Source organism: Azospirillum fermentarium (assembly GCF_025961205.1).
Taxonomy (GTDB): domain Bacteria; phylum Pseudomonadota; class Alphaproteobacteria; order Azospirillales; family Azospirillaceae; genus Azospirillum; species Azospirillum fermentarium.
On record NZ_JAOQNH010000003.1, the window covers coordinates 1 to 24,527 of the forward strand.

A 24,527-nucleotide genomic window follows, 5' to 3' on the forward strand; every position below is an offset into this window, starting at 1 on the left:
GGAATTCTTCGACCTGCCCGACCTGTCCCGCACCGACGACACCATCGTCAACGGCACCTGGACCATCGGCCCCGACGGCGAACGGCCGCTGGCGTTCTTCACCGCCCCGCGGGTGGATTTCTCGCTGCACCGGCTGCGCCACTACACCGCCACCGCACCGGACGATTTCCAGAACTTCGTGCTGTTCACCAACTACCAGTTCTATGTGGACGAGTTCATCCGCCTGGGCCGCATCCTGATGGCCGGGACGGACGACCCGGCCCAGGCCGCCTACCGCCGGCAATACGACCGCTTCGTGGAGCCGTGGGGGGTGGTGACCGGCAACCGCAATCTGGGCGCAGCCCCGCCCGCCCCCGCCGATGCCGGCGCCCCGCCCCACCGGCTGCCGCAGATGCCGGCCTACCATCTGACCCGGCCCGACGGCAACGGCATCACCCTGGTCAACATCGGCGTCGGCCCGTCGAACGCCAAGACCATCACCGACCACATCGCCGTGCTGCGGCCCCACGCCTGGATCATGCTGGGCCATTGCGCCGGGCTGCGCCACACCCAGCGGCTGGGCGATTACGTGCTGGCCCACGGCTATGTGCGCGACGACCACGTGCTCGATGCCGACCTGCCGGTGTGGGTGCCGGTGCCGGCGCTGGCCGAGGTGCAGCGGGCGCTGGAAACCGCGGTGGAGCGGGTGACCGGCCTGTCGGGCTATGACCTGAAAAGCATCATGCGCACCGGCACCGTCGCCACCATCGACAACCGCAACTGGGAACTGCGCGACCACCGCGAGCCGGTGGAACGTTTCAACCAGAGCCGGGCCATCGCGCTGGACATGGAATCGGCGACCATCGCCGCCAACGGCTTCCGCTTCCGCGTGCCCTACGGCACGCTGCTGTGCGTGTCGGACAAGCCGCTGCACGGGGAACTGAAGCTGCCCGGCATGGCCGACCACTTCTACCGCGAGCGGGTGGACCAGCACCTCAAGATCGGGGTGCTGGCCATGGAGCTTTTGCGGGAGAATGGGATGGAGACGCTGCATTCGCGCAAGCTGCGCAGCTTTGCCGAGGCGGCGTTCCAATGAGAGAGGCGGGCTGCCGCCCGCACCCCCCACTTTTTTCACCCGTTGAAGCGCGGGGGCCGCTTTTCGAAGAACGCCTTCACCCCTTCGGCGCAGTCGGCGCTGTGCAGGTTGCGGGTGAAGGTGTCCGCTTCCCGGTCCAGCTGGGCGTGGAGATGGCCGGCGTAGGCGTCCTCCAGCAGCTTCTTGATGGACGCCTGGGCGCCTTGCGGGCCGGCGGCCAGACGGGCGGCACGCTCCACCGCCGCGTCCAGGGCGGCCCCCGGCGGCACCACGGCGTTGACCACGCCCAGGGCGTGCAGCCGTTCCGCGGTCAGCGTGTCGCCTTCCAGCGCCAGTTGGGCCGCCAGATGGCGCGGCATCACCTGGGACAGGAACGCCGTCGCCCCGCCGTCGGGGCTGAGGCCCACCTTGACGTACGCCAGCACGAAGCGCGCCTCCGCCGCCGACACGATCAGGTCGCAGGCCAGCGCGATGGACACGCCGGCCCCCGCCGCCACCCCTTCGACCGCCGCCACCACCGGCTTGGGGCAGTCGCGCATCATGCGGATCCAGGTGTGCAGGTGCTCCACCGCCTGGCGGGTGGTGGACGGGTCGCCGCCGTTGAGGGCGGCCAGATTCTTCAGGTTGCCGCCGCTGCAGAAGGCCCCGTCGGACCCGGCCAGCACCACCGCCCCCACATCCGGGTCGTGGGCGGCACGGTGGAAAGCGTCGGCGGCTTTCAGGAAAATCTCCAGCCCCAGCGCGTTGCGGGTGGCCGGGTCGTGCATGGTCAGCACCATCACCCGTCCGCGCCGTTCCTCGATCACTTCGGCCATGGCCGGTTCCTCCCTGGTGAACGTTGGGGCCAGCAAGCCATGACTTGACGTTTGCGTCAAGTCACCACATCACCCCATTCAACAGCGGCACCAGCACCGCCGTGGCCAGCCCGCACAGCCCCATGGCCAGACCGGAGAAGGCGCCCGCCGTCTCGCTGTGCTGAAACGCGCGGGCGGTGCCGATTCCCCCCGCCGCGGTGCCGAGCGCGAAGCCCACGTCGCGAGCCGCCCGCACCCCGCCCAGCCGCAGCGCCCACCCGCCCAGCGTGGCGCCGATGATGCCGGTCAGGATCACGAACACCGCGGTCAGCGACGGCAGCCCGCCGATGCGCTCGGCCACACCCATGGCGATGGGAGTGGTGGCGGATTTGGGCGCCAGCGACAGCACCGTCTGTTCCGACGCCCCCAGGGCCCGCCCCAGCACCACCACCCCCACGGCGGAGGTCACGGCCCCGGCCAGCAGCGCCGCGGTCATCGCCCCTGCAGCCCGGCGGATGGCGCGGATCTGGCTGTAGAGCGGCACCGCCAGCGCCACCGTCGCCGGCCCCAGCAGGAAATGGACGAACTGCGCGCCCGCGAAATAGGTGCGGTAATCGATGCCGCTGGCCGCCAGCCCGGCCACCAGCAGCACCACCGCCACCAGCACCGGGTTGGCCAGCGGGTGCCCGCCGCAGCGGGCCGACAGCCACGTCCCCGCCTGATAGGCCACCAGGGTCGCCGTCAGCCCGGTCAGCGGGCTGGCCGCCAGATAAACCCACACGTCGTGCAGACTGGCCGTGCTCATGACTCGCTCCTTCCACCCAGGATCCGCATCACCCATCCCGTCGCCAGAAGGGCGGCCAGCGTGCTCAGCACCAGGGCGGCGGCGATGGGCAGCGCCTCCCCCTCCAGCCGGGCCACGTGGGCGGCGACACCGGCCCCCGCCGGCACGAACAGCAGCGACAGGTGCCGCAGCAGCCCACCCGCCGCGTCGCGCAGGCCCTCGGGCACGCCGCCGCGCACCGACAGGCCGATGAACAGCAGAACCATGCCGATCACCGGCCCCGGCACCGGCAGGCCCAGCAGCAGCGCCGTCCCCTCCCCCGCCAACTGGCAGGCCAGCAACACCGTGATCCAGGCGATCATCGCCCCGCCCTCCCCGCTCCATCCCCTCTGGTGACGGGATGACGGTACCGCGCTGGTATGACCTTTGATAATCGCTGATTTTATGCCATCATTGTTTTGTTCAGTTTGAAAATGGGGACGGGGATGGATCAGGCGTCGGACATGGCGCTGTTCGTGCGGATCGTGGCGGCGGGCGGTCTGTCGGCGGCGGGGCGGCAGATGGGCTATTCCCCCGCGGTGGTCAGCGCCCGGCTGGCGAAGCTGGAGGAACGGCTGGGCGTGCGCCTGCTCCACCGCACCACCCGCCACATCAGCCTGACGCCCGAGGGCGCGGAATTCCACGACCGCGCCCAACAGATCCTGGCGGAGATCGAGGCGGCGGAAGCCGCGGTGTCCCAGCGGGTGGCCGACCCCCGCGGGGTCTTGCGGGTGACGGCGCCGGCGGGGTTCGGGCGGATGCACGTGGCGCCGCTGCTCACCGGCTTCCTGCACCGCCATCCGCTGCTGCGGGTGGAGCTGGTGCTGACCGACCGGGTGGTGGATCTGGTGGAAGAGGGGTTCGACATCGGCGTGCGCGTCGCCCGGCTGGAGGACGGCGCGCTGATCGCCCGCCGTCTGGCCGCCAACGCGCGGGTTCTGTGCGCAGCACCCGCATACCTGGAACACCGCGGCGTGCCGCGCAGCACCGCCGACCTGTCCCACCACGACGCCCTGATGCTGGAGGGGCAGCGAAGCTGGAGCATCCAGGGCCGCCAGGGCATGGTGACCGTGCGCCCGCAGGTGCGGCTGCAGAGCAACGACGGTGCGGTGCTGCGCGACGCGGCGCTGAGCGGTCTGGGCCTCGTCCTGCGCTCGGTCTGGGAGGTGGGCGAGGATCTGACCGCGGGCCGTCTGATGCCGGTGCTGTCGGACCACGACGTGACGTTTGGCAGCGGCATCTACGCCGTCTATCCCAGCCGCCAGCATCTGGCCGCCAAGGTCCGGGCCTTCGTCGATGCGCTGGTGGACCGCTTCACCCCGGTGCCGCCGTGGGAGGGGGGATGAAGGTTTTTTGCAGACACTCCCAATTTTTGAATCTTTTTGCAGAACCTTGAAGATTTCTGCAGCCACACCGACCAACCCTGAAGGTCCGCAGGCGTGAGTCATGGCCGCCAACCGTTGCACGCAGCTTGCTGACAGAAACAGACTCAAAAGTTTTTGCAGGCCTTATCCAATCCTTGAACTTTCTTGCAGAACCTTGAAGATTTCTGCAGCCGCTCCGGCCAAGCCCGAAGGTCCCTGAGCACGAGTCATGGCGAGCAACCGCTGCCCCACAACGTGCTGACAGAAACAGACCCAAAGGTTTTTGCAGGCTTTATCTGATCCTTGAGCTTTTTTGCAGAATGGGAAAAATTCCAGCAGCTTAATGCACGGTTTTGAAAGTTTTAGCCCCAGGAGTTTCGGATGCCTGACAGCCTGCGCGACGGCGAACGCTACACCGGGCTGATGGGGCTGGTCTCCCGCTTCGGCCTTCCGGTACCGAAACCAAGCGTCATCTCCATCGTCGGCAGCAGGCAACGGCGGCAGCGCGAAGAAGCCCACCGCACCATCGAGCGTTACAGGGCGACTCCCCATTACGGCGATACGCCCGAGATGGACCTGAAGTTTGCTCTGCGTTACGAGCCAATCGACCTTGCGATTCTAAAGCTGGCGTTCGAGCACATGGGAACCGCCGGCCTGGAATTCTGGATCAGAGCCGAGCCGAACGGAATTTTCGCCCGCCGCGCGTGGTTTCTGTTCGAATGGTTGACCGGCAAACGGCTCGATCTTCCCGACGCCGGCCCCGTCGCCTACGTCCCCGCTCTGTCCCCGGAACAGCACATCGTGCTGCCCGGTGAACCGTCGCGGCGGCACCGGGTCATCGACAATCTGCTTGGCACGCCCGCCCTCTGCCCGGTGGTCCGCCGGACGCCAGCCATCGACGCCCTGCTGCTGTCCGGCATCCGGGAAGAGGCGGCGGCTCTGGTGCAGGGGTGTGATCCCCAGATCCTCGCCCGTGCCGTCACCCACCTCTACACCAAGGAGACCAAGGGCACCTTCGCCATCGAGGGGGAAACCGCCAGCGGCACCAAGGCCGAACGCTTCGTCGCCGCCCTGCGGTCGGTCCGTGATTTCGATCCGGCCAGCGAAAAGGACCAGACCCGCCTGCAGAATGTCATCGTCGATCCCCGCTACGCCGCCGCCGGATGGCGGGACTTCCAGAATTTCGTCGGGGAATCGTCCCTCGGGTACGATGAGATCGTCCATTTCATCTGCCCCAAACCCGAGGACGTGCGCCCGCTGATGGCCGGCTTCGCGGCTCTGGCCGCCCGGCTGAAGGGGGCGGAAATCGACCCCGTGCTGGCCGCTGCCGTGATCGCCTTCGCCTTCGTGTTCATCCACCCGTTCGGGGACGGCAACGGGCGCATCCACCGCTATCTGATCCATCACACGCTGAGCGAGGCCGGCTTCACCCCGCCCGGCGTCCTGTTTCCCGTGTCCGCCGCCATCGTGCGCAACCAGCGCGCCTATGACGCAGCGCTGGAGCGGTTCTCCCGCGCCATCGCCCCCCACATCGATTGGGCGTGGAGCAACGGCAACAACGGTGACGGCGGCGGGCCGGACATCGTGGTCAGGAACCGCACCGATCACCTCTACCGTTATTTCGACGCCACCCCCCAGACGGAATACCTGTACGGCTGCGTGATCGACACCGTGCGGCAGGATCTTCGGAACGAGGTTCTGTTCCTGGAGATCTTCGACCGCGCCATGCGGGGGGTAATGGACCGCATCGACATGCCCAACCGCAAGGCGGGGCACCTGGTCACTCTGGTCCTGCAGAACGGCCGCATCGGCAAGGACAAGCGCGCCAGCCTCTATTCCGAATTGACGGACACCGAGATCGACGATCTGGAACGGATCATCCTCGACGCCCGCACGCCCCCGGCAAACGGGGAATAGCGCGCCGCCCCTTATCGTCACACCGCCCGCACGTCGCGCAGGAAATCCTCCACCGCGTGGCTCAGCCGCCCGGCGTTGCCGGTCAGGTCGTCCACCTCGCGCAGCACCTGGGCGGCGGCGGTGTCGGCGGTGACGGCGGCGGCCTTCACATGCTCGATGCGGTCCGACACGCCGTGGGTGCCGGCGGCGGCCTGCTGCACGTTGCGGCTGATGTCGGCGGTGGTGGCGTTCTGCTGCTGGATCGCCGCGGCGATGGCCGAGGCGATTTCCGACACCGTGGCGATGGTGCCGACGATGGAGCGGATCGCCGCCACCGCGTCGTGGGTCACCCCCTGCATGGCCTGGATCTGGCCGGAAATGTCCACGGTGGCCCGCGCGGTCTGGTTGGCGAGGTTCTTCACCTCGCTCGCCACCACGGCGAAGCCCTTGCCCGCCTCCCCCGCGCGCGCCGCTTCGATGGTGGCGTTGAGCGCCAGCAGGTTGGTCTGGCCGGCGATGTCCTGGATCAACTGCACCACCGCCCCGATGCGCCCGGCGCTGTCGGCCAGCATCTCCACCATGCCGTCGGCGTGGCGCGCCTCGTCCACGGCGCGCTCGGCGATGTCGGTGGAGCGGGCCACCTGGCGGGAAATCTCCTGGATCGAGGCGGTCATCTCCTCCGCCGCCGCGGCCACGGTTTCGACGTTGGTGGCGGTCTGTTCGGCGGCGGCGGCGGTGGCCGCCGCCTGGGCCTGCGCCTCGTCGGCCACCGACTGCATGGACCGCGCCGACACCCCCAGCCGGTCGGCGGACGCGGTGACCGAGGCCAGCACCCCGGCGATGGAGCGGTCGAAGGCCACCACCAGCCGTTCCATCGCTTCGGTGTGGCGGGCCTTGGCCGCCTCATCCTGCTGGTGCAGGGCGTTCAGCCGGTCGGCATCGGCCAGGGCGCGGCGGAATTCATCCAGCGCGCGGGCCATGGCCCCCAACTCGTCGGTGCGGGCGGCATGGTCCACGGTGAACGAGCGTTCGCCGCGCACGATGCGCTGCATGGCGGCGTTCAGCCCGGTCAGCGGGCGGGTGATGCTGCGCCCGATGGTCACCGGCACCACCACCACGCCGAACGCCAGCAGCGCCAGCAGCCCCAGCGTCCACAGCAGATGCAGGCGGGCCGTTTCCCGGTCGGCGGCGGTCATGGCCATCAGGTCGCCGGCAAACCGCTCCTCCACCGTGCGCAGCAGGTCGATGTAGGCGGTGGCGGCGTCGAACCACGCCTTGGCGGTGACGCCCTGGAAATCGCCGCCATAGCCCGCCGCCGTGGCCACCCCCAGCATGCGCGCCACGGCACGGCTGCGTTCGTCCGCCGCGGCCTGGTCGTAGAGGCGCCGCTGTTCCGGGGCCAGCACCCCGGCCAGTTCCAGGGACAGGGCGTTCACCTCCCCGATCAACTGCATCAGCTTGGTGTGGCGGGACGGCTCGAACACCCCGGCGCGGAAGCCGCCCGCGGCCATGGCCCGCTGCTGCCCCACCCGCTCCTTGAGTTCCGACAGCACGATCAGACTGTTGGCCGCCGCCGCCAGGGCCGGATCGTCGGGCACCGACGGCAGCGACCGCCCCAGCGTCAGGGCCGTGCGGATCAGGGTGCTGTACGCGGCCACCGCCTCTTCCGGGGCCATCTGCAGCGCCGACACCCGCCCGCGCAACGCCTGCAGCCCGGCCAGCCCGTCGCGGGCCGTGGCCAGGGAGGCGGCGACGCGCCCCCCGCCACCGGCCATCACCGCATCGATCCGGGTGCGGGCGGCGGCCACGGCACGGTCGGACTGGGCACGCTGCGTCTCCAGTACCGTCCGGTCGGCCTCGGCCCCCCTGCCCGACACGAAGATGGAGGTCAGGCCGCGCTCCTTTTGCAGCTCGTGGACCGCCGCCGCCAGCCCCATGGCCAGATCGGCGGTTTCCTCCACCGCCGCCGCCCGCTGCAGCGCCTCCACTTTGGTCCAGGCGAAATGGGCCACCAGCCCGACGCTGATCAGGGCGGGAAAGGCGAACCCGACCGCCAGCCGGTGGAGCAGATGTCCCTGCCGCCCCGTTCCGCCAAAAGACGACACGGCCCCACCGAACGACGCACCCATGGAATCCTCGCTTCGCTTCCTTGTGGTTCCGGGCTTGAAGCAAAACCCGTACCGCATACCATGGCATGAAAGAGTGAGAGAATAATCAATCCAGCCACGATGTTGACGGCCGCGCCGTCCAACCAGCCCATGCCCGGCCGTTGCAAACTGCATTGCATTTCGAGACGCGGAAAAACCGCGATGCGGAAAAGCAAAACGCCCGCCCGACGGGACATCCGTCGGGCGGGCGTTTTGGAAACGGTCCGGGGCGCAAGAGCCGGCGGACGGTTACTCGGCGCTGGCCTTGGCCTTGGCGCTGGTGCCGCGGCCGGTGATGCGCTCGGCGATGCGGGCCGACTTGCCGCGGCGGTCGCGGAGGTAGTACAGCTTCGCGCGGCGCACCGCACCCTTGCGGACCAGCTCGATCGAGTCGATGCGGGGGCTGTACAGCGGGAACACGCGTTCCACGCCTTCGCCGTAGCTGATCTTGCGCACGGTGAAGGAGGAGTTCACGCCGGCGTTCTTGCGGGCGATGACGACACCTTCGTAGGCCTGGATACGCTCACGCGAGCCTTCCACCACCTTCACATTCACGCGCAGCGTGTCGCCGGGCGAGAATACCGGGATGGTCTTGCTGCCCAGGGCCTTCTCGATCTGCTCCTGTTCGAGCTGCTGCAACAGGTTCATGGCACTATCCCTTTTCCTCGGTGCGCCTCGCGGCGGACCGTTTCTCTGTCCTGCGCCCGCGGATGCGGGCAGCCGTTTCAACCTCGGCCCGGCGGGCCTCCTCGTAGCGGGTCCACAGGTCCGGACGCCGGCTCTGCGTGATCCGCTCCGCCTCGGCAAGCCGCCAGGCGTGAACTTTTGCGTGGTGGCCCGACAGCAGCACCTCCGGCACCGCCCGTTCCACCCCCTGCCCGTCGGTCCAGACCGCCGGGCGGGTGTAGTGGGGATATTCCAGCAATCCCCGCTCGAAACTCTCTTCGTCCGTCGTCGCCACATTGCCCATGACACCGGGCAACAGGCGCACCACCGCGTCGATCAGCACCAGGGCCGCCGGCTCGCCGCCGGACAGCACGAAGTCGCCGAGGCTCACCTCTTCGACATCGTGGGCGTCCAGCAGCCGCTGGTCCACCCCTTCGTACCGGCCACAGAGCAGGGTCACCGCCGGAGCGGCCGCCAGCTCCTTCACCAGCGCCTGGTCCAGCACCCGGCCCCGCGGCGACAGGTAGATCACCCGCCCCCGCTCCGGTGATCCCGGAAGTCCGCAGGTTGCGGTCAGGGCCGCATCCAGCACGTCCGGGCGCATCACCATGCCAGCGCCTCCGCCGAACGGGGTATCGTCCACGGAGCGGTGTTTATCGCGCGTGAATGCACGGATGTCCACCGTTTCCAACGACCAGACGCCGTTTTCCAGCGCCTTCCCCGCCAGGCTGTGCCCCACCACCCCCGGAAACATCTCCGGGAACAGGGTCAGCACCCGGACCGACCAGACCTGGGGGCCGGTGGCGCCGTGATTCACGGCTCCCCCTCCCCCGCACCGGCGGCCTCGGCCCCGTCGGAGTCGCCTCCGTCGGGACGGGCCTCGACCACCGCGGGCGGTTCCACCACCAGACGCCCGCCCTTCACATCCACGACCGGCACGCAGGCGCGGGTGAAGGGCAGAAGTTCCAGAGTGCCGCCCGGCCGCTGGAGTTCCAGCATGTCGCCGGCGCCGAAGTCGTAGATGGCCTTCACCACCCCGAACCGCGCGCCGTCCGCCGTTTCCGCCGGCAGGCCGATCAGGTCGGCGTGGTAGAATTCGTCCTCGTCCTCGGGTTCCGGCAGGGCGGTGCGGGCCACGTAGAGCCGCACCCCGGCCAGCGCCTGGGCCTGTTCACGGGTGGAGATCCCCTCCACCCGCGCCAGCCACAGTTCCTTGACCTGCCCGTTCAGCGTCACGGCAAAGCGGCGCTGCCCGTGCTCGTCGGTCAAGGGGCCGTACCCGGCGATGGCCGCGGGATCGCCGGTGAAGCTGCGCAGCTTCACCAGACCGCGCACCCCGTGGGAGCCGGCGAACTGGCCGATGCAGACCATCCCCGAAGGGACATTGGAAGAAGAAGCCTGGGACATGGTTCGACAGACGAACAGAGCCGCCGGACGGACGCCAAAGGCACCGCCCGGCACACCCCGTGGGTCTTACGCTTCGGCGGCGGCGGCGCGCTGCGCTTCCAGCTTCGCGCGCTCCTGGGCCTTGGCCTTCGGCGCCGACTTCTTCGGGGTTTCGCGGATGGCGGGCTTTTCCACCAGGCCCAGGTTGGCCAGGAACAGCACCACGCGGTCGGTGGGCTGGGCGCCGACCGACAGCCAATGCCGGGCGCGCTCGCCGTCGATCACGATGCGCTGTTCGTGTTCACGGGGCAGCATGGGGTTGTAGGTGCCGATCTTCTCGATGAAGCGGCCATCGCGCGGGCTGCGGGCGTCGGCGACGACGATGGCGTAGAACGGACGCTTCTTGGCGCCGCCGCGGGCGAGACGGATCTTCAGAGCCATTGGTAAAACAGCTTTCCTGTCAGGTGGTTAGAAACAATCACGGGACTGCGGGGCTTGGCCGCCCCACCCGTGGGTTGGTGAAAAACAAATCAGCGGATGTTGGGATCGCCGCCGCGCAGGCCGCGGGGCAGCAGCCCCCCCAGCCCGTGGCGCATGATGCCCTTCTTCCCCAGCTTCTGGACCTGCTTCATCATGGAGCGCATGTCGTCGAACTGCTTCAGCAGCCGGTTCACGTCCTGCACCGTGGTGCCGGACCCGGCGGCGATGCGGCGGCGGCGCGATGCCTTGATGACCTCGGGGTTCTTGCGCTCGGCCTTGGTCATGGAGGAGATGATCGCCTCCTGCCGCTTGATGACCGAATCGTCGAGCTTGGCGTCCTTCATCTGCGCCTTCAGCTTGCCGATGCCGGGCAGCAGATTCATCATCCCCGACAGACCGCCCATCTTGCGGATCTGGCGGAGCTGCATGGCCATGTCGTCCAGGTCGAAGCCCTTGCCCTGCTCCATCTTGCGGGCGAGCTTCTCGGCCTCGTCCTGGTCGATGGTCTCGATGGCCTTTTCCACCAGCGACACCACGTCGCCCATGCCGAGAATGCGGCCGGCGACACGGTCGGGGTGGAAATCCTCCAGCGCGTCGATCTTTTCGCCGACACCGAGCAGCTTGATCGGCTTGCCGGTCACCTGGCGCATGGACAGGGCCGCACCGCCGCGGGCGTCACCGTCGATACGGGTCAGCACGATGCCGGTGATGCCGACCTTGCCGTCGAAGTTGGTGGCGACGGTCACCGCGTCCTGGCCGGTCATGGCGTCGGCGACCAGCAGCGTTTCCACCGGGCGGGTGGCATCGCGCACCGCCGCCACTTCCGCCATCAACTCCTCGTCGATGGACAGGCGGCCGGCGGTGTCCAGCATCACCACGTCGTAGCCTTCCAGCCGCCCGGTTTCCATGGCGCGGCGCGCGATGGTCACGGGATCCTGGCCGGGGATGACCGGCAGGGTGGCGACGCCGGTCTGGTCGCCCAGAACCTTGAGCTGTTCCTGCGCCGCCGGGCGCCGGACGTCCAGCGACGCCATCAGCACCTTCTTGCGCTCGCGGGTCTTGAGACGCAGCGCGATCTTGGCGGTGGTGGTGGTCTTGCCCGACCCCTGCAGGCCGACCATCAGCACCGGGATGGGGGCGGGGGCGTTCAGGTTGATCGGCTCGGCGGTGCCCAGCATCTCCACCAGATTGTCGTGGACGATCTTGATGACCTGCTGGCCGGGGGTGACGGAGCGCAGAACCTCCTGCCCCACCGCGCGTTCCTTGACCTGGGCGACGAAGGACTTGACCACCGGCAGGGCGACGTCGGCCTCCAGCAGCGCGATGCGCACTTCGCGCAGCGCTGCAGACACGTCCTCCTCCGTCAGCGCGCCGCGGCGGCGCAGCTTGTCGAAGATGTCGCCCAGGCGTCCGGTCAGACCTTCGAACATGAAATCCCTCGTTTCCCAGTCCCGTCACCCGGACCCGTGTGCCCAAACAGAAACGCGCCAGTGCGCGACACTCGCGGACTGACGGACACCCCCCACAGTGGGCGGCGCTGCTTGGAAACATGGGCCAAGGCAGGAACCCGCACCATAGGCCCCTGCCCATCCTGAGTCAAAGGATAAGTAACGTGACGTTTCCCTACAGTCCTTGAATGAGCCCGCCGTCCACCCGGATGGACGCCCCGGTGATGTAGGAGGCGCGTTCACTGACCAGGAACGCCACCGTGTCGGCGAATTCCTGCGGTGTGCCGTACCGGCCCATGGGGATGGTCTTGCGCGCCGCCGCCGCCGTTTCTTCCACCGTGCAGCCCTGCCGTTCGGCGTTGGCGCGGTCGATCTGTTCCACCCGTTCGGTCTGGATGCGGCCCGGCAGCACCACGTTGACGGTGATGCCGGTGGGCGCCAGTTCCGTTGCCAGCGTCTTGGACCACCCGCGCACGGCCCCGCGCACCCCGTTGGACAGGGCCAGATTGGGAATCGGCTGTTCCATGCCCGACGACCCGATGGTCACGATCCGCCCCCAGCCCTGCTCCCGCATCCCCGGCAGCAGCCGGTTGGTCAGGTGGAACAGCGAGGCGGCCATGGCTGCAAACTGCTGGGCCCATGAAGCTGCAGCGGCACCCTCCGCCGGACCCGGCGGCGGACCGCCGCTGTTGTTGACGAGAATTGTCACCCCTCCGTTGGCAATCACCCCGTCGGCCAGCCGGTCGATGCTGTCCATGTCCGCCAGATCGACGAAGGCCGGGGTGATCCGCGCTGCAACCGCCGGAGGCAATTGCCTAGTCCATGACTGGATTTTATCGGCGGAGCGGGCGGCGGCGGTGACGCGGACCCCTTCCTCGGCGAGTGTCCGGGCGATGGCCGCCCCCAGCCCGCGGCTGGCCCCCAGCACCAGGGCGCGCTTGCCGGTCAATCCCAGATCCATCGCGTGTGTTTCCCTTTGCCGGTGGAGATGTGGCAAGGATGCCGCGGCCCGTCCGCGGAGTCCATCGGAGCCGAAGGCAGGAGTCCGCAGACCTATGACGCGGACTGTTGTCCTGTGCTATAAACCCGCCCATGTCCATCCGCCGTTCCACCCGCCGGTCCTTGTCCAAGGACTGGCTGTCCCTCAGCCGACGCCTGCGGTTCGAGATCACCGGCCCTCATGGGGCCGGGTGCTGCTGGCAATGCGGTCGTCCTCATGGACGCGAGGTGCAGGCATTGCCGGATGGCCGTTGGCTGCATCCCGACCGCAAGGTCTGGCTGGATGCTGCAGGGCGTGACGCTCTTTGGCCGGATATCGTCGAAGCCTGCCTGGCACGCAGCACGCGTGTCGTGCTGGCCGCCTGTCGTCTGGACAGCGTGGATGCGCGTTATCATGCCGTGACCGATGGCCTGGACGATGCTCTGGCCGGTCTGGCGGTGCTTTGTCAGCGCTGCCACATCCTCTCCCGGCAATACCGTGGGCGGACCCGGCTTGCGGTTCTCTCCCGCCGTGCCATGGGTGACCTGTTCAGCGGTCTTTACCGGCGCTGACAAGCGCCGGCCTTCGCCAGGCTTCCGTTTTCAAAACGTGGGTGGACCCCGCCGGACGGCTTGAGTCCGCGCGGGCGGTAGCCCGCGCGCCCGTAGCGGCGGCTTCGGCCTTCTCTCGGGGGCTTTTCACTGCCTGCTCTGCAGCTTTCCACGGCTTTGCCCACAGGCGTGGCCGTTAGAAACGTTAGAGAAGACTCTGTTAGAACAGTTAGGGGCTTGAATCGCTCAACGATTCCAAGCGGCTGCAGCATGTTTCGTGGGTGGACTGCTGAATCGGCGTGGGCGGACTGCCGAAGGCGTGTGTGGGCGGACTGCCGAATCGGCGTGGGCGGACTGCCGATTCACGCGGCTTCAGGCGGCAAGATCTCCACAAGCGGGGCTTTCGGCTCGTTGGCGGCCCGTTTTCCCTCGTTTTTCGGCATGAAGGTGACGATCACCCGGTCGTTGGCGCTGCGGCGGCGCTTGGGTTTCGGCCCTCCGGACACGGTTGCGGCGGGATCATCCTCGTCGGGCAGGGTCAGGGCCACGCCCCGTTCGGCAAAGGCGATGTGATAGTCGGGGATGTTGTCGCCTTCGATGATGCGGGACAAATCGCGCTTGAACGACCGGAGATCCTGTGTCGTGCCGCAGCGTTCGGCCAGTTTCGGCAAGGAAATGTGCCAGAATTCCTGGTTGCCGCAGTGCTTGCGCGCCAGTTCATACAGCCGGCGTTCCATCCCGCTTTCCAGATTGTAGTAATCCTTGGAAATGGTGATGACGCGCCGGTCTTCGGTGATGGCCTTGTAGGTCCAGCGGTTGAGCGTGATTTCCACATGGGTCATCACACGGCGGCCGTTCACCTGCTTGGTCTTGATCTCGTAATCGTCCAGCCAGCCGAAGCCACGCTCCTGCGCCTCGTCGCCCGACTTGATGTTGGTTTCGATCACCGTGGTCTGAAGCCGCTGCAGCGACTTCTTCACCAGCTGATAGCCGTCCTTGCCTGTCGAGCGCCCGGTCACCCGCATATAGTCGTGTAGATTGATCGCCAAAGTCCGCGAGACGGGAAGCCCGCGGTTGATGCGGTCCATCAGAAGTGTCTGGCAGTAAATCAGTAGATCCTTGTCGAAAATCGTCGCCATGCCATAGGGGCCGGGCTTTACGTCGATTCGGATGACGCCGTGCTTGCTTTGCTTCTCATAATGAAACGGTTCGGTACGTCCATGCTTTTGCAGGGAAAACCACGGGTATTCCATCAGCTTCACGTCGTCCTTGACCGGAACGTCGATCAACGTATCGACGAACAGGCAGATCTGCCGATCATCCTGGGCAACCATGACAAGCCTCAAACCGTGGGTGAACAGCCGAATGGTAGACACCCCGTGACGGCCACGTCCACAGAAAACGTGGGCGAAATGCCGAAAGAATCGCCTTTCCCTGGTCGCGTCTGACCTGCGTCTGCAGCCGGGGAGGCAAAACCGTGGGTGAAACACCGAGTCGGCCCGGCTAAACGTGGGCGAAACGCCGATTCGCCTGCCCCTTGGTTGACTCGCGCAAAGAGAGTCACGCACGGCGTGTTGAATCGTGGTGCGAGCGGTTTTTCACCGAAACGTGGGTGAACTGCCGAATCATTGCAGAAAGCGTGGGCGAAGTGCCGACTCCTCTGCGGGTTAAGCGTGGGTGAACTGCCGAATCGGTCCCCGTCTAACCGTGGGTGGACTGCCGACTCGTACGGTGGTTTGCCGGTGCTGGGCTGCAGAAAACGTGGGTGAACCCCGCCACTGTCCCCCTGTGCGGCGGCAGCCGCGCTTGAAAGCGTGGGCGAAGTGCCGACTCGACGGCCTCTTCATCGCGGGGGGAGGGGCGAAAACGTGGGTGAAACCGCCCCGGCCTGCAGGGCGGCTGGGGTTTTGTGACGCTATCCGTGGGCGAAATGCCGAGTCCAGGCGCCCCGAAGCCTGCCGGGGGGGGCAGGGGAGGGGGCGTCCCCGCCGGGGGAGGGGAACGCGTGGGCCTGCCGCCCCCCGTTGTGCCCCCCGGTCCGACCCCGCACGGCATTCCGCCCACGTTTCCACAGCAAAAAACCCTGATGGAATCAGGCGATTCTGCGCCTTTCCCCGCTGGCCGCACCCTGGGGACAAGCGGGGCGGTTCCACCCACGTTTTCAAAAAGCGGAAAGGTCCGGGACGCCGGGCTTCCCGGATGGGGGATCGGAGCCGACGCCCCAAGCCACAGGCTTATCCCGCCGGCGTCACCCCGGCTGCCAGTGCCGCGCGGATCAGGTTCGACAGCCCGCGGACCTGAAGCTTGTCGTTGATACGGGCGCGGTGGACGTCCACGGTGCGGGCGCTGATGCCCAGGCGGTAGGCGATGACCTTGGTGGGCAGTCCGGCGACCACGCCCTCCAGCACCTCCCGCTCCCGCGGCGTCAGGGTGGCGAGCCGCCCGGCGAAATCGGCGGTTCCGGTCCGCAGGGCGGCGGTGCCGTTGCGGGCAAGGGCGCTGTCCACCGCCGTGCGCAGGGCTTCGGGCCGGAACGGCTTTTCCAGGAAGTCCACGGCGCCGGCCTTCATGGCCTGGACGGCCATGGGCACGGTGGCGTTGCCGGTCAGGATGATGACCGGCATGGCGATGGCCTGCGTGGCGAGATCTTCCAGCAGCGTCACCCCATCCAGGTCGGGCATGCACACATCCACCAGCGCACACCCCGGTGCGGCACCGGCGGCGGCGGCGGCGAACGCCCGTCCGCCCTCGTACTCCTCCACCCGGTAGCCCATGGTGCGCAGCAAGGTGGCAAGCGATGCCCGGAAGCCGGCGTCGTCGTCCACCAGATGCAGCGTTACCGCCGCCGCCGGCCCGCAGGGATGAAGGGCGGCGCCGGGACGGCAGGGATTGGTCCGGTTGGGAGTGGGGCGGTCGCTCATGCGGGTTCGGTGGGGCTGGTGGCAGCGGCGGCGGCAGGGGCCGGCACCGCGGGAAGGGTGAAACGGAAGGTGGCCCCCGACAGGGCCGGATTGCCCGGGTCGCACCACAGCCGGCCGCCGTGCGCCTCCACGATGGCGCGCGACACCGCCAGCCCGATGCCCAGCCCGTCGTCTTTGGTGGTGAAGAACGGGCGGAACAGGGATGCCTGCACCTCGGGCGTGATGCCGGTGCCGGTGTCGCTGACGGCGAACTCGACCATGGGCGGGCCGCTGCCGGGCAGGGGGCGGACGCTGACGGTGACCCGGCGGATGGGGCGCCCGGCCGTCGCCTCCGCCGCGTTGCGCACCAGATTGACCAGAACCTGCTGCGCCTGGGTGCGGTCCACCAGAACCGGCGGGCATTCGGGGGCAAGGTTGAGGAACAGGTTCACCCCCGTCCCCGCCATGCCCAACAGCCCCAGCGAGCAGGCGTCCTCGACGATGGCGTCCACCCGTTCCTGGGTCCAGTCGCTGCCGCGGTTGGCGGCGAAGCCGCGGATGCGGCGGATGATGCGGTCGGCCCGGTCGGCCTGTTCCAGCGCCCGGTCCAGGATGGGGGCCAGGGCGTCCATCTGTCCCTCGCCCAGGTGCATCCGCGCCGCCTCCACATAGTTGGACACGGCGGCCAGCGGCTGGTTGATCTCGTGCGCGACGGTGGAGGCCACCTGCCCGATGGCGCTGAGGCGGGCGGAATGGAGCAATTCGGCCTGCAGCGTCTTGGCCCGCTGCTCGGCGGCGTCGCGTTCCCGCGCCCGGCGGTCCAGGTCGGCGCCGGCCTGCCACAGCACCGCCCCCACCCGGTCCACCTCCACCAGGCCGGAATCGAGCGGCGCGGCGGGAATGCGCTCCCCCCGGCCCAGGGCGGCGGCGGCGTTGGCCAGCTCCTGAATGGGCCGCCCGATGCTGCGGGCGATGGTCAGGGCCAGGGCCACCCCCACCAGCGACAGCACCACGCCGGCGGCGGCCAGCAGCCCCAGCGACCGGCGCATCGGCCCCTCCACCACCGTCTGCGGCACCCCCAGCACCACCGACCACGGGGTGCTGCGGGTGGCGCTGTAGCCGCTCAGCACGGGGATGTGTTCCTGGCTGGTGCCCGACAGGGTGCCGTCGCGGCTGGTGGCCAGGATCGCCTTCAGCCGCGGGGTGACGGGGGCGCCGACGAAACGGTCGGCGGATTGGGTGCGGGCGATGATGATCCCGTTGCCGTCCACCACCGACGCCATCCAGTCGGGCGGCAGCCGCTTGGCGGCGATGCGGGCCAGCACCTTGTCGGCCTGGATCTCGCTGCCCAGCAGACCCGCCAGCTCGCCGCGGCGGAACACCGGCTCCAGGATGATGAGGGCGTAATCGCCGCGCATGCGGGCGGCGAAGCGGTTGGAGACCTGGGTCGTCTGGGTCTTCAGCGCCCGGTCCACCAGATCGGGCAGCGGGTGCGGCGGGATGGGCGCGCCATAGGGGGCGAAGGTGTTGAACACCCGTTCGCCCTCGGCGCCGATGAAGCCGATGGGGGTGCCGTTGATGGCCGCCACCTCCTTGGCTTCCAGATAGAGCCGCTCGTAATCCTTGTCCTCGAACGCGCGGGTGACCGACAGGCCGCTGAGACGGGCGCCCAGGATGGCGACCTCGGTGTCCAGATCGTCGGCCACCTCCCGCGCGGTCAGCAGCAGGCGGTTGCTGATCTCTTCCTCTTCCCGCGCCACGTACTGCAGCGTGGCGGCGGTGGCCAGCAGGAACATGGGCACCATGCTCGCCACCGACAGCAGGACCAGACGCCGCTGCAGCCCGCCCCGCTGCAGCAAAAAGCCCCCCCGCCGTTCCTGACCGGCGCCGGCCGGCGGGATGGACGTGGGGGCGCCCATGGGATCAGCCCTGTTCCAGCATGGTGGCCGCCGCCGCCACCGCCGCGGCGGCATAGGGGCGGACCCGCGCCGGGATCTGCGACGGGTTGATGCCCGGCCCCAGGATGCCCACGCCCACCGGCTTCATGAAGTCCAGCTGCAGGTCGATCAGGCTCTTGATCACCGCGTGGCCCATCACCGATCCGTGCTCGGTCTCCCCCCGCTCGATGATGCCCAGCACCACCGCCGCGGCCACGTCGTCGCGCGCCAGCAGCCGCTTGACCGCCAGCGGCTTTTCCATGGAGCCGGGAACCCACACCTCCGCCACGATGGTCAGCCCGCGGGCGGCGGCCACCGTGCGCGCCTCCTCCAGCATCTCTTCGCCCTCGCGGCGGTGGAAGCTGCCCAGCACGATTGCAATGTTCGGCATGCGGTCCTCTCGGTTGAAGAAACGGTTCCTCTGGTTGCCGGTCTACCCCAAACCCCCGATTCGCGGAAGGGGCAAACGGCGCCCGTCCGCGTGTGACGCATTGTGGAGCACACAAGCATCACAGCAATTGACACACACCATCAACCGCGCCAAGGTGCCGCCCGCAAGGGGGAAGCCGAAGGGGGTATCCATGGCCCATGAGATGAGCGGCGAGGAGCTGCGCAGCTACCGCGAGCAGCGGGGCATGAATCAGCAGGAACTGGTGACGTGGCTGAACGAGCGGATGGGCCGCCGGTACGACCGCGCCAAGATCTCCCGCTGGGAAACCGGGGCGGAGCGGATCCCCCAGACCGTGGCCGCGGCCCTGAAGACCGCGGTCAGCCCCGTGGGCATTCCCGCCGCGTCGGTCCGCGCCGCACCCATCGTGTTCTGCGCCGCCAACCAGAAGGGCGGGGTGGCCAAGACCACCACCTGCGTCAACGTGGCGTGGCTGCTGGCCGCCGCCGGGCGGCGGGTGCTGCTGGTGGATTGCGACCCCCAGGCCAACGCCACCGTGCATCTGGGCGTCGATCCCCACGAAACCGAGCTGGCCAAGGCCACCCTGACCCACGCGCTGAAATCCACCCGGCCCATGCGGGAATTCGTGACGCCGGTGTGCGACGGGGCGTTCGACCTGCTGCCCTCGTCCATTTCCCTGGCGGCGGCCGACCGGGAACTGCTGCGCCAGCCCAACGGCACGCTGATCCTGCGGGCCAAGATCGCCCAGCTTGCCGGTCTCTACGACGTGGTGGTGCTCGATTGCCCGCCGCACCTGGGCGAGCTTACGGTGTCGGTGCTGAACGCCGCCGACCAGCTTCTCATCCCGACCCAGACCGAGATGCTGTCGATGATGGGCATCCCGCAGCTTTTCGAGACCATCGCGGGCGTGCGCGAGCTGGTGAACCCGCGGCTGCGGGTGCTGGGCATCCTGCCCACCATGTACAGCCCCCGCCGGCTGCAGGACGAGCAGGTGATGGCGGAGCTGCGCGAGCTGGCGGCGGTGGAGCAGTTGCGCCTGTTCTCTCCCGTCAAGCGGGCGGCAGACTATTCCAAGAGCGTGATGGCCGGGCGGCCCGGTCTGGCCATCAACCCCAACTCCGCCGGGGCGGAAAGCTATCAGGAAATCGCCGACGCGCTGCTGGTGCTGATCAACGACGATACCGGGCGGGCCAGTGCCGGGCCGGAGGGGGTGACCCATGGTGCGTAAGCTGGACACCACCAACACCGGCCTGTTCAAGCGGGCCATGAGCCGCACCGGGGCCGGAGGGGGCAGCAACAGCGCCCTGTTCGGCCTGTCCAGCGCGGTGCGCTACCGCGAGATCCCGCTGGCCCAGATCGAGCCCAACCCCGGCCAGCCCCGCCGCAATGCCCGTGGCGCGGAGATCGCGGCGCTCGCCGCCTCCATCGAGCAGAAGGGGCTGCTCCAGCCGCTGAACGTGCGGGAGGTGGCGCCCGACCGCTTCCAGATCATCGCCGGGGAGCGGCGCTATTGGGCGCTCATGTCCCTGGAGCGCGCCACCGCCCCGGCCCTGGTGCTCGACACCGACGATGTGCAGGTGCTGGCCCTGATCGAGAACGTCCAGCGGGTGGACCTGCACCCGGTGGACCTGGCCCTGTCGCTGAAGGGGCTGATCGGGGACAAGGGGCTGACCCAGGAACAGGCGGCGGTGCTGATCGGCAAGTCGCAGGAGTATGTGGCCCGTCTGGTCGGCATCCTGCGGCTGCCCGCCGACATCCTGGACGACGCGCCCAACCACCCGCAGGTCTCCGCCTCCCTGCTGATGGAACTGGCGGAACTGGGCGACGAGGCCGCGTTGCGCGCCCTGTGGGCACGGGTGGGGGAAGGGCTGACGGTCAAGGAGGTGCGCGCCGCCAAGCGCGAGCGCCGCGAGATCCGCCCCCCGGCGGCAGCCCCGGCCACCCCCTCGGCGCTCTATGTGCCGGTGCTGCGCAGCCTGCGCACCTCCGTCCTCAAGCTGCGCAACCTGTCGGACGAGGGGACGCGCATCGACGAGGACCAGCGGCGGGAGCTGCTGACCCTGCGCAACGCCATCGACGCCGTGCTGAACGAGACATTAGACGGCTAATAACTGAGTGAGACAGTCGGAAAAATGTCAACAACGGGGCGATCATTGCCCCGTTGTTGACATTTTGCCTTTGATGAGGCGCTTTCAACCCAGCCCGAACACAGTGTTCGGCGGAGGGTGGGGTCACGGTGGGCGGTTCCGGTGGTATGACCAGCCATCTCAAAGCCCAAAAAGGGATTCCGCCTCATGAAGTCCGTTTCCATTCTCACCCTGTCCGACGCCAAGACCATTGCCGCCGCCGCCGAGGACGAGGCCCGCCGCCAGGGCTGGAACGTGGTCGTCGCCATCGTCGATGCCGGTGGGCACCTGATCTATCTGCAGCGGATGGACGACACCCAGGTGGGGTCGGTGGTGGTGGCCCAGGAAAAGGCCCGCACCGCCGTGCTGTTCCGCCGCCCGTCCAAGGCGCTGGAAGACACCGTGCTGGGCGGCAAGCCGCACATGATGACCCTGCCGGGGGCCACCGCCATCGAAGGCGGCCTGCCGCTGGTCCACAATGGCCAGGTGATGGGCGCCATCGGCGTGTCGGGTGTGATGTCGCACCAGGACGGCATGGTCGCCAAGGCCGGTGCGGACGTGCTGGCAACGCTGGCGTGAGATAAGGGCGGCGGGGCCAACCCGGCCCCGCCGGTCATTCGTCCGAATCCTCGAAGATCTCTTCGATGGTCAGCCCGAACACGCGGGCGATCCTGAAGGCCAGCGGCAGGCTGGGGTCGTAGCGCCCGACCTCGATGGCATTCACCGTCTGGCGGGAGACGCCGAGCAGACCGGCCAGGGTGGCCTGCGACCAATCCCGCGCGCCGCGCAAATCACGGACCCGGTTCTTCATGCGTAGCGCCGGCTGACCAGCAGCAGCGCGCCCACCCACAGCGCCGCCATCAGCGGCCATACGGTGAACATGGACAGTCTGGGCAGGCCGGTTCCTTCCAGAAAACCATAGCTGAAGGTGATGAGGGCGGTGCCGGCGAAGGCAAGCGCCAGCGCCTCCACCTGCACCCGCCGCTGCAACTCGTCCATCCGCCGCACCTGCCGGACGATCACGGCGCAGAGGCCGGTGGCCGGCACCATGGGCAGCAGGGCCACCGCCGTCAGCCATGGCTGTTCCAGCCCCCCCTGCAACAGGATCCGCGACATGAAGAGAGCCGTCCCATAGGCCAGCAGGCCGAGGGTGAAACGGCGCAGATACGCAGGCAGGGGCATGGGACACTCTCTCCACCGGATGTAAAGGATACTTTACAGTGACGGCGGCGCCTGGTCATGTCAAGGAAGCTTTACATTGCCTTGTTCCTTGACCCGTGGGGTGGACCCGGCCATGCTGGTGACGGGCGCTGCCGGCGCCTCCCCGTCCGCGGAAAGGGCTGCGCCCACGGCTTGCCTGGATCGGTTTCCCTGTCCTGTCCCTTTTCGGTCTTTCCGGCGGACGAAGACGCGTGGGAAAGGGATGTGTGATGAGCGAGCGCTCACCATCGGGTGCCGGCCCCTTCCGGCTCACTCTCGAACAGCAGAAGAAGCGGGCGAAGGAGTTGCTGGCCGTGGTGCGGGCCGGCGACGGCGATGCCCTGGTCCGGTGGAACCGCCACCGGCCCGACGGGGCCGCCCTGTGCCTTGCCACCGCCCAGCATGTGATCGCCCGTGAACTGGGCGTGCCAAGCTGGCCGCGGCTGAAGGCCCATGTGGAGGCCATGGACCGGGCGCGCCGCGTCATGGGGCGGGGGGGTGCCCTGGACGGGGAATCCCGCACCCTGCACATCCGTTGCGGCTCCGACATCCGCGAACGGTTGCGCGATGCCGGGCTGGCCGGCGATTTCCTGGAATATGCCAACCCCTTCTGCCAGGGGCCGGTGACCGATGGGCCGGACTTCCTGGACCGGCGGGCGGCGTTCCTCGCCGTGTCCTATGGCCCGGCCCTTGGCCTCTCCGCCGCCGATCTGCGCACCCGGCTGGAGCGGGAGGAAGCGGGGCTGGCCGCTGCCAACACCTATGACCGCGTGGTGCTGTGGTTCGAGCACGACGGTTATGACCAGTTGATCCTGGCCCGCTGCCTGGAGCGTTTCGCCGTCCTCGGCCCGCCGCCGGTGCTGGAGATGGTGTCGCTCAACCACTTCCCCGGGAGCACCCGCTTCATCGGCCTGGGGCAGTTGCCGCCCGAGGCCCTGCGCCTGCTGTGGGCGAAGCGCCGAGTCGTTCCGTGGGCGGACTGCCGGGTGGGGCAGGGGGTGTGGCAGGCGCTGACGGTCCCGGACCCGGACGGGCTGGCAGCACGGCTGCGGCAGGGGTTCGGTGGATTGCCCTATATGGCCGCGGCGGTGCGCCGGCATTTGCAGGAACTGCCCGGCACCGGCGACGGCCTGGGCCTGACGCAACGGCTGATCCTGACGGCGCTGGCCGAACGGGACCGCACCGTCGGCGACGTCTGGCGCGTGCTGATGCGGAAGACGGACCCGCTGCCCTTTCTGACTGACCTGATGCTGTGGGAGTGCGTGGGCGGACTGCTGGATGCTGCAGACCCGGCGGTCACCGCGGACACCGCCCCCTGGCCCAACCGCCGTCTGGCGCTGACCGGGACCGGGCGGGATGTCCTGGCCGGGCGGCGGGACTGGCTGTCCTGCGGCCCGGCGGAGCGCTGGGTGGGCGGTACGGCCATCCGCCCCGGTGCGCCCATGTGGCGGTGGGACGACGCGGCGGATGCGATACGGTGTTATTAGCCGTCGAATAACCCCGTCACCCCCGCCGCCGCGCCACCGCCTGACCGAAGCGGGACGGGGCGGTGGGGGCGGCGTCCACCATGCGGCGGGTGCGGTCCGCCGCCCCCTTCACCAGTTCGGGGATCAGGGCGGCTTCGGGCAGGTTCTCCCAATAGCGCTTGGGCATGTTGGTCTGCAGCACCGCCGGGTTGACCCGCGCCGGGTTGAAGGTGGCGGCGTAATAGGTGCGCCACAGATCGTCCAGCGCGTCACCGTCCGGGGCGGCGCTGCGCTGGACGCCGGGGGAAAAGCTCATGTCCGTCCCATCCCAATGAGCGCAGCGCAGCGGCGTCAGGATCGACCAGCGCATGGCGGTGAAGCGGCGCACGAAGAACGGGACCGCCGCCTCCACCACGGGGTGGGCCGGCTCGAACCACGCCACATAGGGGCCGTCCTCCCCCGCCTCGGGGGTTTCCACCTGACGGAAGCGGACGAAGGCGTGCATGTGGTGGATCTCCCGCCGCACGGCGCGTTCCAGGCTTTCCACCCGGCGGACCAGCGGATCGGCGGGGTCGTTCAGCACCTCCCGCTCGCCGCGGTTGACCCGCCACAGCAGGCCGTAGAGCAGGGCGAAGCGCTCCGGGTCGCTGTGGCACAGGGCGAGATCGGCCAGCTCCACGAACCGCCGCGGCACCCGCACCGCGGTGGCGGGGGTGTCCGCCGGCAGGGTATCGGCGGGATCGCCGGCAAACAGGGCCGGCTGCTCGCCAGCCACGGTCCAGGTGACGGACACCGGCGGCACCCCGTGGGCCAGCAGCCGGCGGGCGGCGGTGCGCCACCCGTCCACGTCGGCGGGGTGGGCCAGGGTGATCTCGGGCAT

25 protein-coding genes are annotated in these 24,527 nt (G+C 68.8%); 8 read left to right on the top strand and 17 right to left on the bottom strand.

Annotated elements, in window-relative coordinates; all coding sequences use genetic code 11:
- Positions 1 to 1,075, top strand: a 1,075-nt coding sequence (locus tag M2352_RS20420) for an AMP nucleosidase (protein ID WP_264666374.1), incomplete at its 5' end; no start/stop codon positions are given.
- 35 nt (positions 1,076 to 1,110) lie between these two features.
- Here M2352_RS20420 and M2352_RS20425 read toward each other — a convergent pair.
- From M2352_RS20425 to M2352_RS20435, 3 genes are all read right to left on the bottom strand, one after another.
- Positions 1,111 to 1,890, bottom strand: coding sequence for an oxepin-CoA hydrolase, alternative type (locus M2352_RS20425; RefSeq protein ID WP_264666375.1), 780 nt, complete (start codon positions 1,888 to 1,890; stop codon positions 1,111 to 1,113).
- A 61-nt stretch (positions 1,891 to 1,951) separates the two neighbouring features.
- A complete protein-coding gene (locus M2352_RS20430; protein ID WP_264666376.1) occupies positions 1,952 to 2,674 on the bottom strand; it encodes an LrgB family protein in 723 nt (240 codons plus the stop codon).
- On the bottom strand, positions 2,671 to 3,015 hold the full coding sequence (locus M2352_RS20435) for a CidA/LrgA family protein (protein WP_264666377.1): 345 nt from the start codon (positions 3,013 to 3,015) through the stop codon (positions 2,671 to 2,673). Before M2352_RS20435 ends, M2352_RS20430 begins: the two co-directional genes overlap by 4 nt.
- Positions 3,016 to 3,138: 123 nt before the next feature.
- Here M2352_RS20435 and M2352_RS20440 point away from each other — a divergent pair, with 123 nt between their 5' ends.
- Together M2352_RS20440 and M2352_RS20445 are read left to right on the top strand one after the other, a co-directional pair.
- Positions 3,139 to 4,038 (top strand): LysR family transcriptional regulator, encoded by a 900-nt coding sequence (locus tag M2352_RS20440; protein WP_264666378.1) that lies wholly within the window; start codon positions 3,139 to 3,141, stop codon positions 4,036 to 4,038.
- A 399-nt stretch (positions 4,039 to 4,437) separates the two neighbouring features.
- Complete coding sequence (locus M2352_RS20445; RefSeq protein ID WP_264666379.1) at positions 4,438 to 5,973, top strand: Fic family protein; 1,536 nt, start codon at positions 4,438 to 4,440, stop codon at positions 5,971 to 5,973.
- 17 nt (positions 5,974 to 5,990) lie between these two features.
- Here the strand turns inward: M2352_RS20445 and M2352_RS20450 are convergent, their stop codons facing one another.
- The 7 genes from M2352_RS20450 to M2352_RS20480 form a co-directional block, all read right to left on the bottom strand.
- A complete protein-coding gene (locus tag M2352_RS20450) occupies positions 5,991 to 8,081 on the bottom strand; it encodes a methyl-accepting chemotaxis protein (protein WP_264666380.1) in 2,091 nt (696 codons plus the stop codon).
- Positions 8,082 to 8,348: 267 nt separating this feature from the next.
- Positions 8,349 to 8,747 carry a 50S ribosomal protein L19 gene (gene rplS, locus M2352_RS20455; protein ID WP_264666381.1) on the bottom strand — a complete coding sequence of 133 codons (399 nt, stop codon included), beginning with the start codon at positions 8,745 to 8,747 and terminating at the stop codon, positions 8,349 to 8,351.
- A gap of 4 nt (positions 8,748 to 8,751) precedes the next feature.
- Entirely contained in the window at positions 8,752 to 9,582 is an 831-nt protein-coding gene (trmD, locus tag M2352_RS20460) for a tRNA (guanosine(37)-N1)-methyltransferase TrmD (RefSeq protein WP_264666382.1), read from the bottom strand.
- A complete protein-coding gene (gene rimM / locus M2352_RS20465; protein ID WP_264666383.1) occupies positions 9,579 to 10,136 on the bottom strand; it encodes a ribosome maturation factor RimM in 558 nt (185 codons plus the stop codon). The genes trmD and rimM overlap by 4 nt, the downstream gene beginning before the upstream one ends.
- A gap of 102 nt (positions 10,137 to 10,238) precedes the next feature.
- On the bottom strand, positions 10,239 to 10,592 hold the full coding sequence (gene rpsP, locus M2352_RS20470) for a 30S ribosomal protein S16 (RefSeq protein WP_264666384.1): 354 nt from the start codon (positions 10,590 to 10,592) through the stop codon (positions 10,239 to 10,241).
- A gap of 89 nt (positions 10,593 to 10,681) precedes the next feature.
- On the bottom strand, positions 10,682 to 12,061 hold the full coding sequence (ffh, locus tag M2352_RS20475; RefSeq protein WP_264666385.1) for a signal recognition particle protein: 1,380 nt from the start codon (positions 12,059 to 12,061) through the stop codon (positions 10,682 to 10,684).
- A 193-nt stretch (positions 12,062 to 12,254) separates the two neighbouring features.
- Positions 12,255 to 13,040, bottom strand: coding sequence for an SDR family oxidoreductase (locus M2352_RS20480; RefSeq protein WP_264666386.1), 786 nt, complete (start codon positions 13,038 to 13,040; stop codon positions 12,255 to 12,257).
- Between the two features lie 131 nt (positions 13,041 to 13,171).
- On the opposite strand from M2352_RS20480, the gene M2352_RS20485 reads away from it, so the two are divergent.
- Positions 13,172 to 13,630 (top strand): hypothetical protein, encoded by a 459-nt coding sequence (locus M2352_RS20485; RefSeq protein ID WP_264666387.1) that lies wholly within the window; start codon positions 13,172 to 13,174, stop codon positions 13,628 to 13,630.
- Positions 13,631 to 13,971: 341 nt separating this feature from the next.
- On the opposite strand, the gene M2352_RS20490 is transcribed toward M2352_RS20485, so the two are convergent.
- The 4 genes from M2352_RS20490 to M2352_RS20505 form a co-directional block, all read right to left on the bottom strand.
- Positions 13,972 to 14,943, bottom strand: coding sequence for a replication initiator protein A (locus M2352_RS20490; protein WP_264666388.1), 972 nt, complete (start codon positions 14,941 to 14,943; stop codon positions 13,972 to 13,974).
- 900 nt (positions 14,944 to 15,843) lie between these two features.
- Entirely contained in the window at positions 15,844 to 16,530 is a 687-nt protein-coding gene (locus M2352_RS20495; protein ID WP_264666389.1) for a response regulator transcription factor, read from the bottom strand.
- Positions 16,527 to 18,428: a sensor histidine kinase gene (locus tag M2352_RS20500; protein WP_264666390.1), complete on the bottom strand. Its 1,902-nt coding sequence runs from the start codon at positions 18,426 to 18,428 to the stop codon at positions 16,527 to 16,529. Before M2352_RS20500 ends, M2352_RS20495 begins: the two co-directional genes overlap by 4 nt.
- A gap of 4 nt (positions 18,429 to 18,432) precedes the next feature.
- Entirely contained in the window at positions 18,433 to 18,837 is a 405-nt protein-coding gene (locus M2352_RS20505; RefSeq protein WP_264666391.1) for a 6,7-dimethyl-8-ribityllumazine synthase, read from the bottom strand.
- Positions 18,838 to 19,027: 190 nt separating this feature from the next.
- Here M2352_RS20505 and M2352_RS20510 point away from each other — a divergent pair, with 190 nt between their 5' ends.
- The 3 genes from M2352_RS20510 to M2352_RS20520 all read left to right on the top strand — a co-directional run bounded on the left by M2352_RS20510 (position 19,028) and on the right by M2352_RS20520 (position 21,560).
- Positions 19,028 to 20,083, top strand: coding sequence for an AAA family ATPase (locus M2352_RS20510; RefSeq protein WP_264666392.1), 1,056 nt, complete (start codon positions 19,028 to 19,030; stop codon positions 20,081 to 20,083).
- The gene (locus M2352_RS20515; protein ID WP_264666393.1) at positions 20,073 to 20,963 is read left to right on the top strand and encodes a ParB/RepB/Spo0J family partition protein; all 891 of its coding nucleotides are present in this window, start codon (positions 20,073 to 20,075) and stop codon (positions 20,961 to 20,963) included. Before M2352_RS20510 ends, M2352_RS20515 begins: the two co-directional genes overlap by 11 nt.
- A 186-nt stretch (positions 20,964 to 21,149) precedes the next feature.
- Entirely contained in the window at positions 21,150 to 21,560 is a 411-nt protein-coding gene (locus tag M2352_RS20520; RefSeq protein ID WP_264666394.1) for a GlcG/HbpS family heme-binding protein, read from the top strand.
- A gap of 34 nt (positions 21,561 to 21,594) precedes the next feature.
- On the opposite strand, the gene M2352_RS20525 is transcribed toward M2352_RS20520, so the two are convergent.
- Both M2352_RS20525 and M2352_RS20530 read right to left on the bottom strand, forming a co-directional pair.
- Positions 21,595 to 21,792, bottom strand: a complete 198-nt coding sequence (locus M2352_RS20525) for a helix-turn-helix transcriptional regulator (protein ID WP_264666395.1) — start codon at positions 21,790 to 21,792, stop codon at positions 21,595 to 21,597.
- Positions 21,789 to 22,163, bottom strand: coding sequence for a hypothetical protein (locus M2352_RS20530; protein ID WP_264666396.1), 375 nt, complete (start codon positions 22,161 to 22,163; stop codon positions 21,789 to 21,791). The genes M2352_RS20525 and M2352_RS20530 overlap by 4 nt, the downstream gene beginning before the upstream one ends.
- A gap of 248 nt (positions 22,164 to 22,411) precedes the next feature.
- On the opposite strand from M2352_RS20530, the gene M2352_RS20535 reads away from it, so the two are divergent.
- Positions 22,412 to 23,668: a DUF1835 domain-containing protein gene (locus M2352_RS20535; protein ID WP_264666397.1), complete on the top strand. Its 1,257-nt coding sequence runs from the start codon at positions 22,412 to 22,414 to the stop codon at positions 23,666 to 23,668.
- Between the two features lie 16 nt (positions 23,669 to 23,684).
- On the opposite strand, the gene M2352_RS20540 is transcribed toward M2352_RS20535, so the two are convergent.
- On the bottom strand, positions 23,685 to 24,527 hold the full coding sequence (locus M2352_RS20540) for a TIGR03915 family putative DNA repair protein (RefSeq protein ID WP_264666398.1): 843 nt from the start codon (positions 24,525 to 24,527) through the stop codon (positions 23,685 to 23,687).

What these genes read in the sequence shown, in the direction of transcription:
- M2352_RS20495 (WP_264666389.1), bottom strand. Translation starts at nt 16,530, where the DNA reads ATGAGCGACCGCCCCACTCCCAACCGGACCAATCCCTGCCGTCCCGGC.
- M2352_RS20525 (WP_264666395.1), bottom strand. Translation starts at nt 21,792, where the DNA reads ATGAAGAACCGGGTCCGTGATTTGCGCGGCGCGCGGGATTGGTCGCAG.
- rpsP (WP_264666384.1), bottom strand. Translation starts at nt 10,592, where the DNA reads ATGGCTCTGAAGATCCGTCTCGCCCGCGGCGGCGCCAAGAAGCGTCCG.
- M2352_RS20450 (WP_264666380.1), bottom strand. Translation starts at nt 8,081, where the DNA reads ATGGGTGCGTCGTTCGGTGGGGCCGTGTCGTCTTTTGGCGGAACGGGG.
- ffh (WP_264666385.1), bottom strand. Translation starts at nt 12,061, where the DNA reads ATGTTCGAAGGTCTGACCGGACGCCTGGGCGACATCTTCGACAAGCTG.
- M2352_RS20500 (WP_264666390.1), bottom strand. Translation starts at nt 18,428, where the DNA reads ATGGGCGCCCCCACGTCCATCCCGCCGGCCGGCGCCGGTCAGGAACGG.
- M2352_RS20535 (WP_264666397.1), top strand. Translation starts at nt 22,412, where the DNA reads ATGAGCGAGCGCTCACCATCGGGTGCCGGCCCCTTCCGGCTCACTCTC.
- M2352_RS20485 (WP_264666387.1), top strand. Translation starts at nt 13,172, where the DNA reads ATGTCCATCCGCCGTTCCACCCGCCGGTCCTTGTCCAAGGACTGGCTG.
- M2352_RS20505 (WP_264666391.1), bottom strand. Translation starts at nt 18,837, where the DNA reads ATGCCGAACATTGCAATCGTGCTGGGCAGCTTCCACCGCCGCGAGGGC.
- M2352_RS20425 (WP_264666375.1), bottom strand. Translation starts at nt 1,890, where the DNA reads ATGGCCGAAGTGATCGAGGAACGGCGCGGACGGGTGATGGTGCTGACC.
- M2352_RS20510 (WP_264666392.1), top strand. Translation starts at nt 19,028, where the DNA reads ATGGCCCATGAGATGAGCGGCGAGGAGCTGCGCAGCTACCGCGAGCAG.
- rimM (WP_264666383.1), bottom strand. Translation starts at nt 10,136, where the DNA reads ATGGTCTGCATCGGCCAGTTCGCCGGCTCCCACGGGGTGCGCGGTCTG.
- M2352_RS20520 (WP_264666394.1), top strand. Translation starts at nt 21,150, where the DNA reads ATGAAGTCCGTTTCCATTCTCACCCTGTCCGACGCCAAGACCATTGCC.
- M2352_RS20540 (WP_264666398.1), bottom strand. Translation starts at nt 24,527, where the DNA reads ATGCCCGAGATCACCCTGGCCCACCCCGCCGACGTGGACGGGTGGCGC.
- M2352_RS20515 (WP_264666393.1), top strand. Translation starts at nt 20,073, where the DNA reads ATGGTGCGTAAGCTGGACACCACCAACACCGGCCTGTTCAAGCGGGCC.
- M2352_RS20430 (WP_264666376.1), bottom strand. Translation starts at nt 2,674, where the DNA reads ATGAGCACGGCCAGTCTGCACGACGTGTGGGTTTATCTGGCGGCCAGC.
- M2352_RS20480 (WP_264666386.1), bottom strand. Translation starts at nt 13,040, where the DNA reads ATGGATCTGGGATTGACCGGCAAGCGCGCCCTGGTGCTGGGGGCCAGC.
- M2352_RS20445 (WP_264666379.1), top strand. Translation starts at nt 4,438, where the DNA reads ATGCCTGACAGCCTGCGCGACGGCGAACGCTACACCGGGCTGATGGGG.
- M2352_RS20440 (WP_264666378.1), top strand. Translation starts at nt 3,139, where the DNA reads ATGGATCAGGCGTCGGACATGGCGCTGTTCGTGCGGATCGTGGCGGCG.
- M2352_RS20490 (WP_264666388.1), bottom strand. Translation starts at nt 14,943, where the DNA reads ATGGTTGCCCAGGATGATCGGCAGATCTGCCTGTTCGTCGATACGTTG.
- rplS (WP_264666381.1), bottom strand. Translation starts at nt 8,747, where the DNA reads ATGAACCTGTTGCAGCAGCTCGAACAGGAGCAGATCGAGAAGGCCCTG.
- M2352_RS20530 (WP_264666396.1), bottom strand. Translation starts at nt 22,163, where the DNA reads ATGCCCCTGCCTGCGTATCTGCGCCGTTTCACCCTCGGCCTGCTGGCC.
- M2352_RS20435 (WP_264666377.1), bottom strand. Translation starts at nt 3,015, where the DNA reads ATGATCGCCTGGATCACGGTGTTGCTGGCCTGCCAGTTGGCGGGGGAG.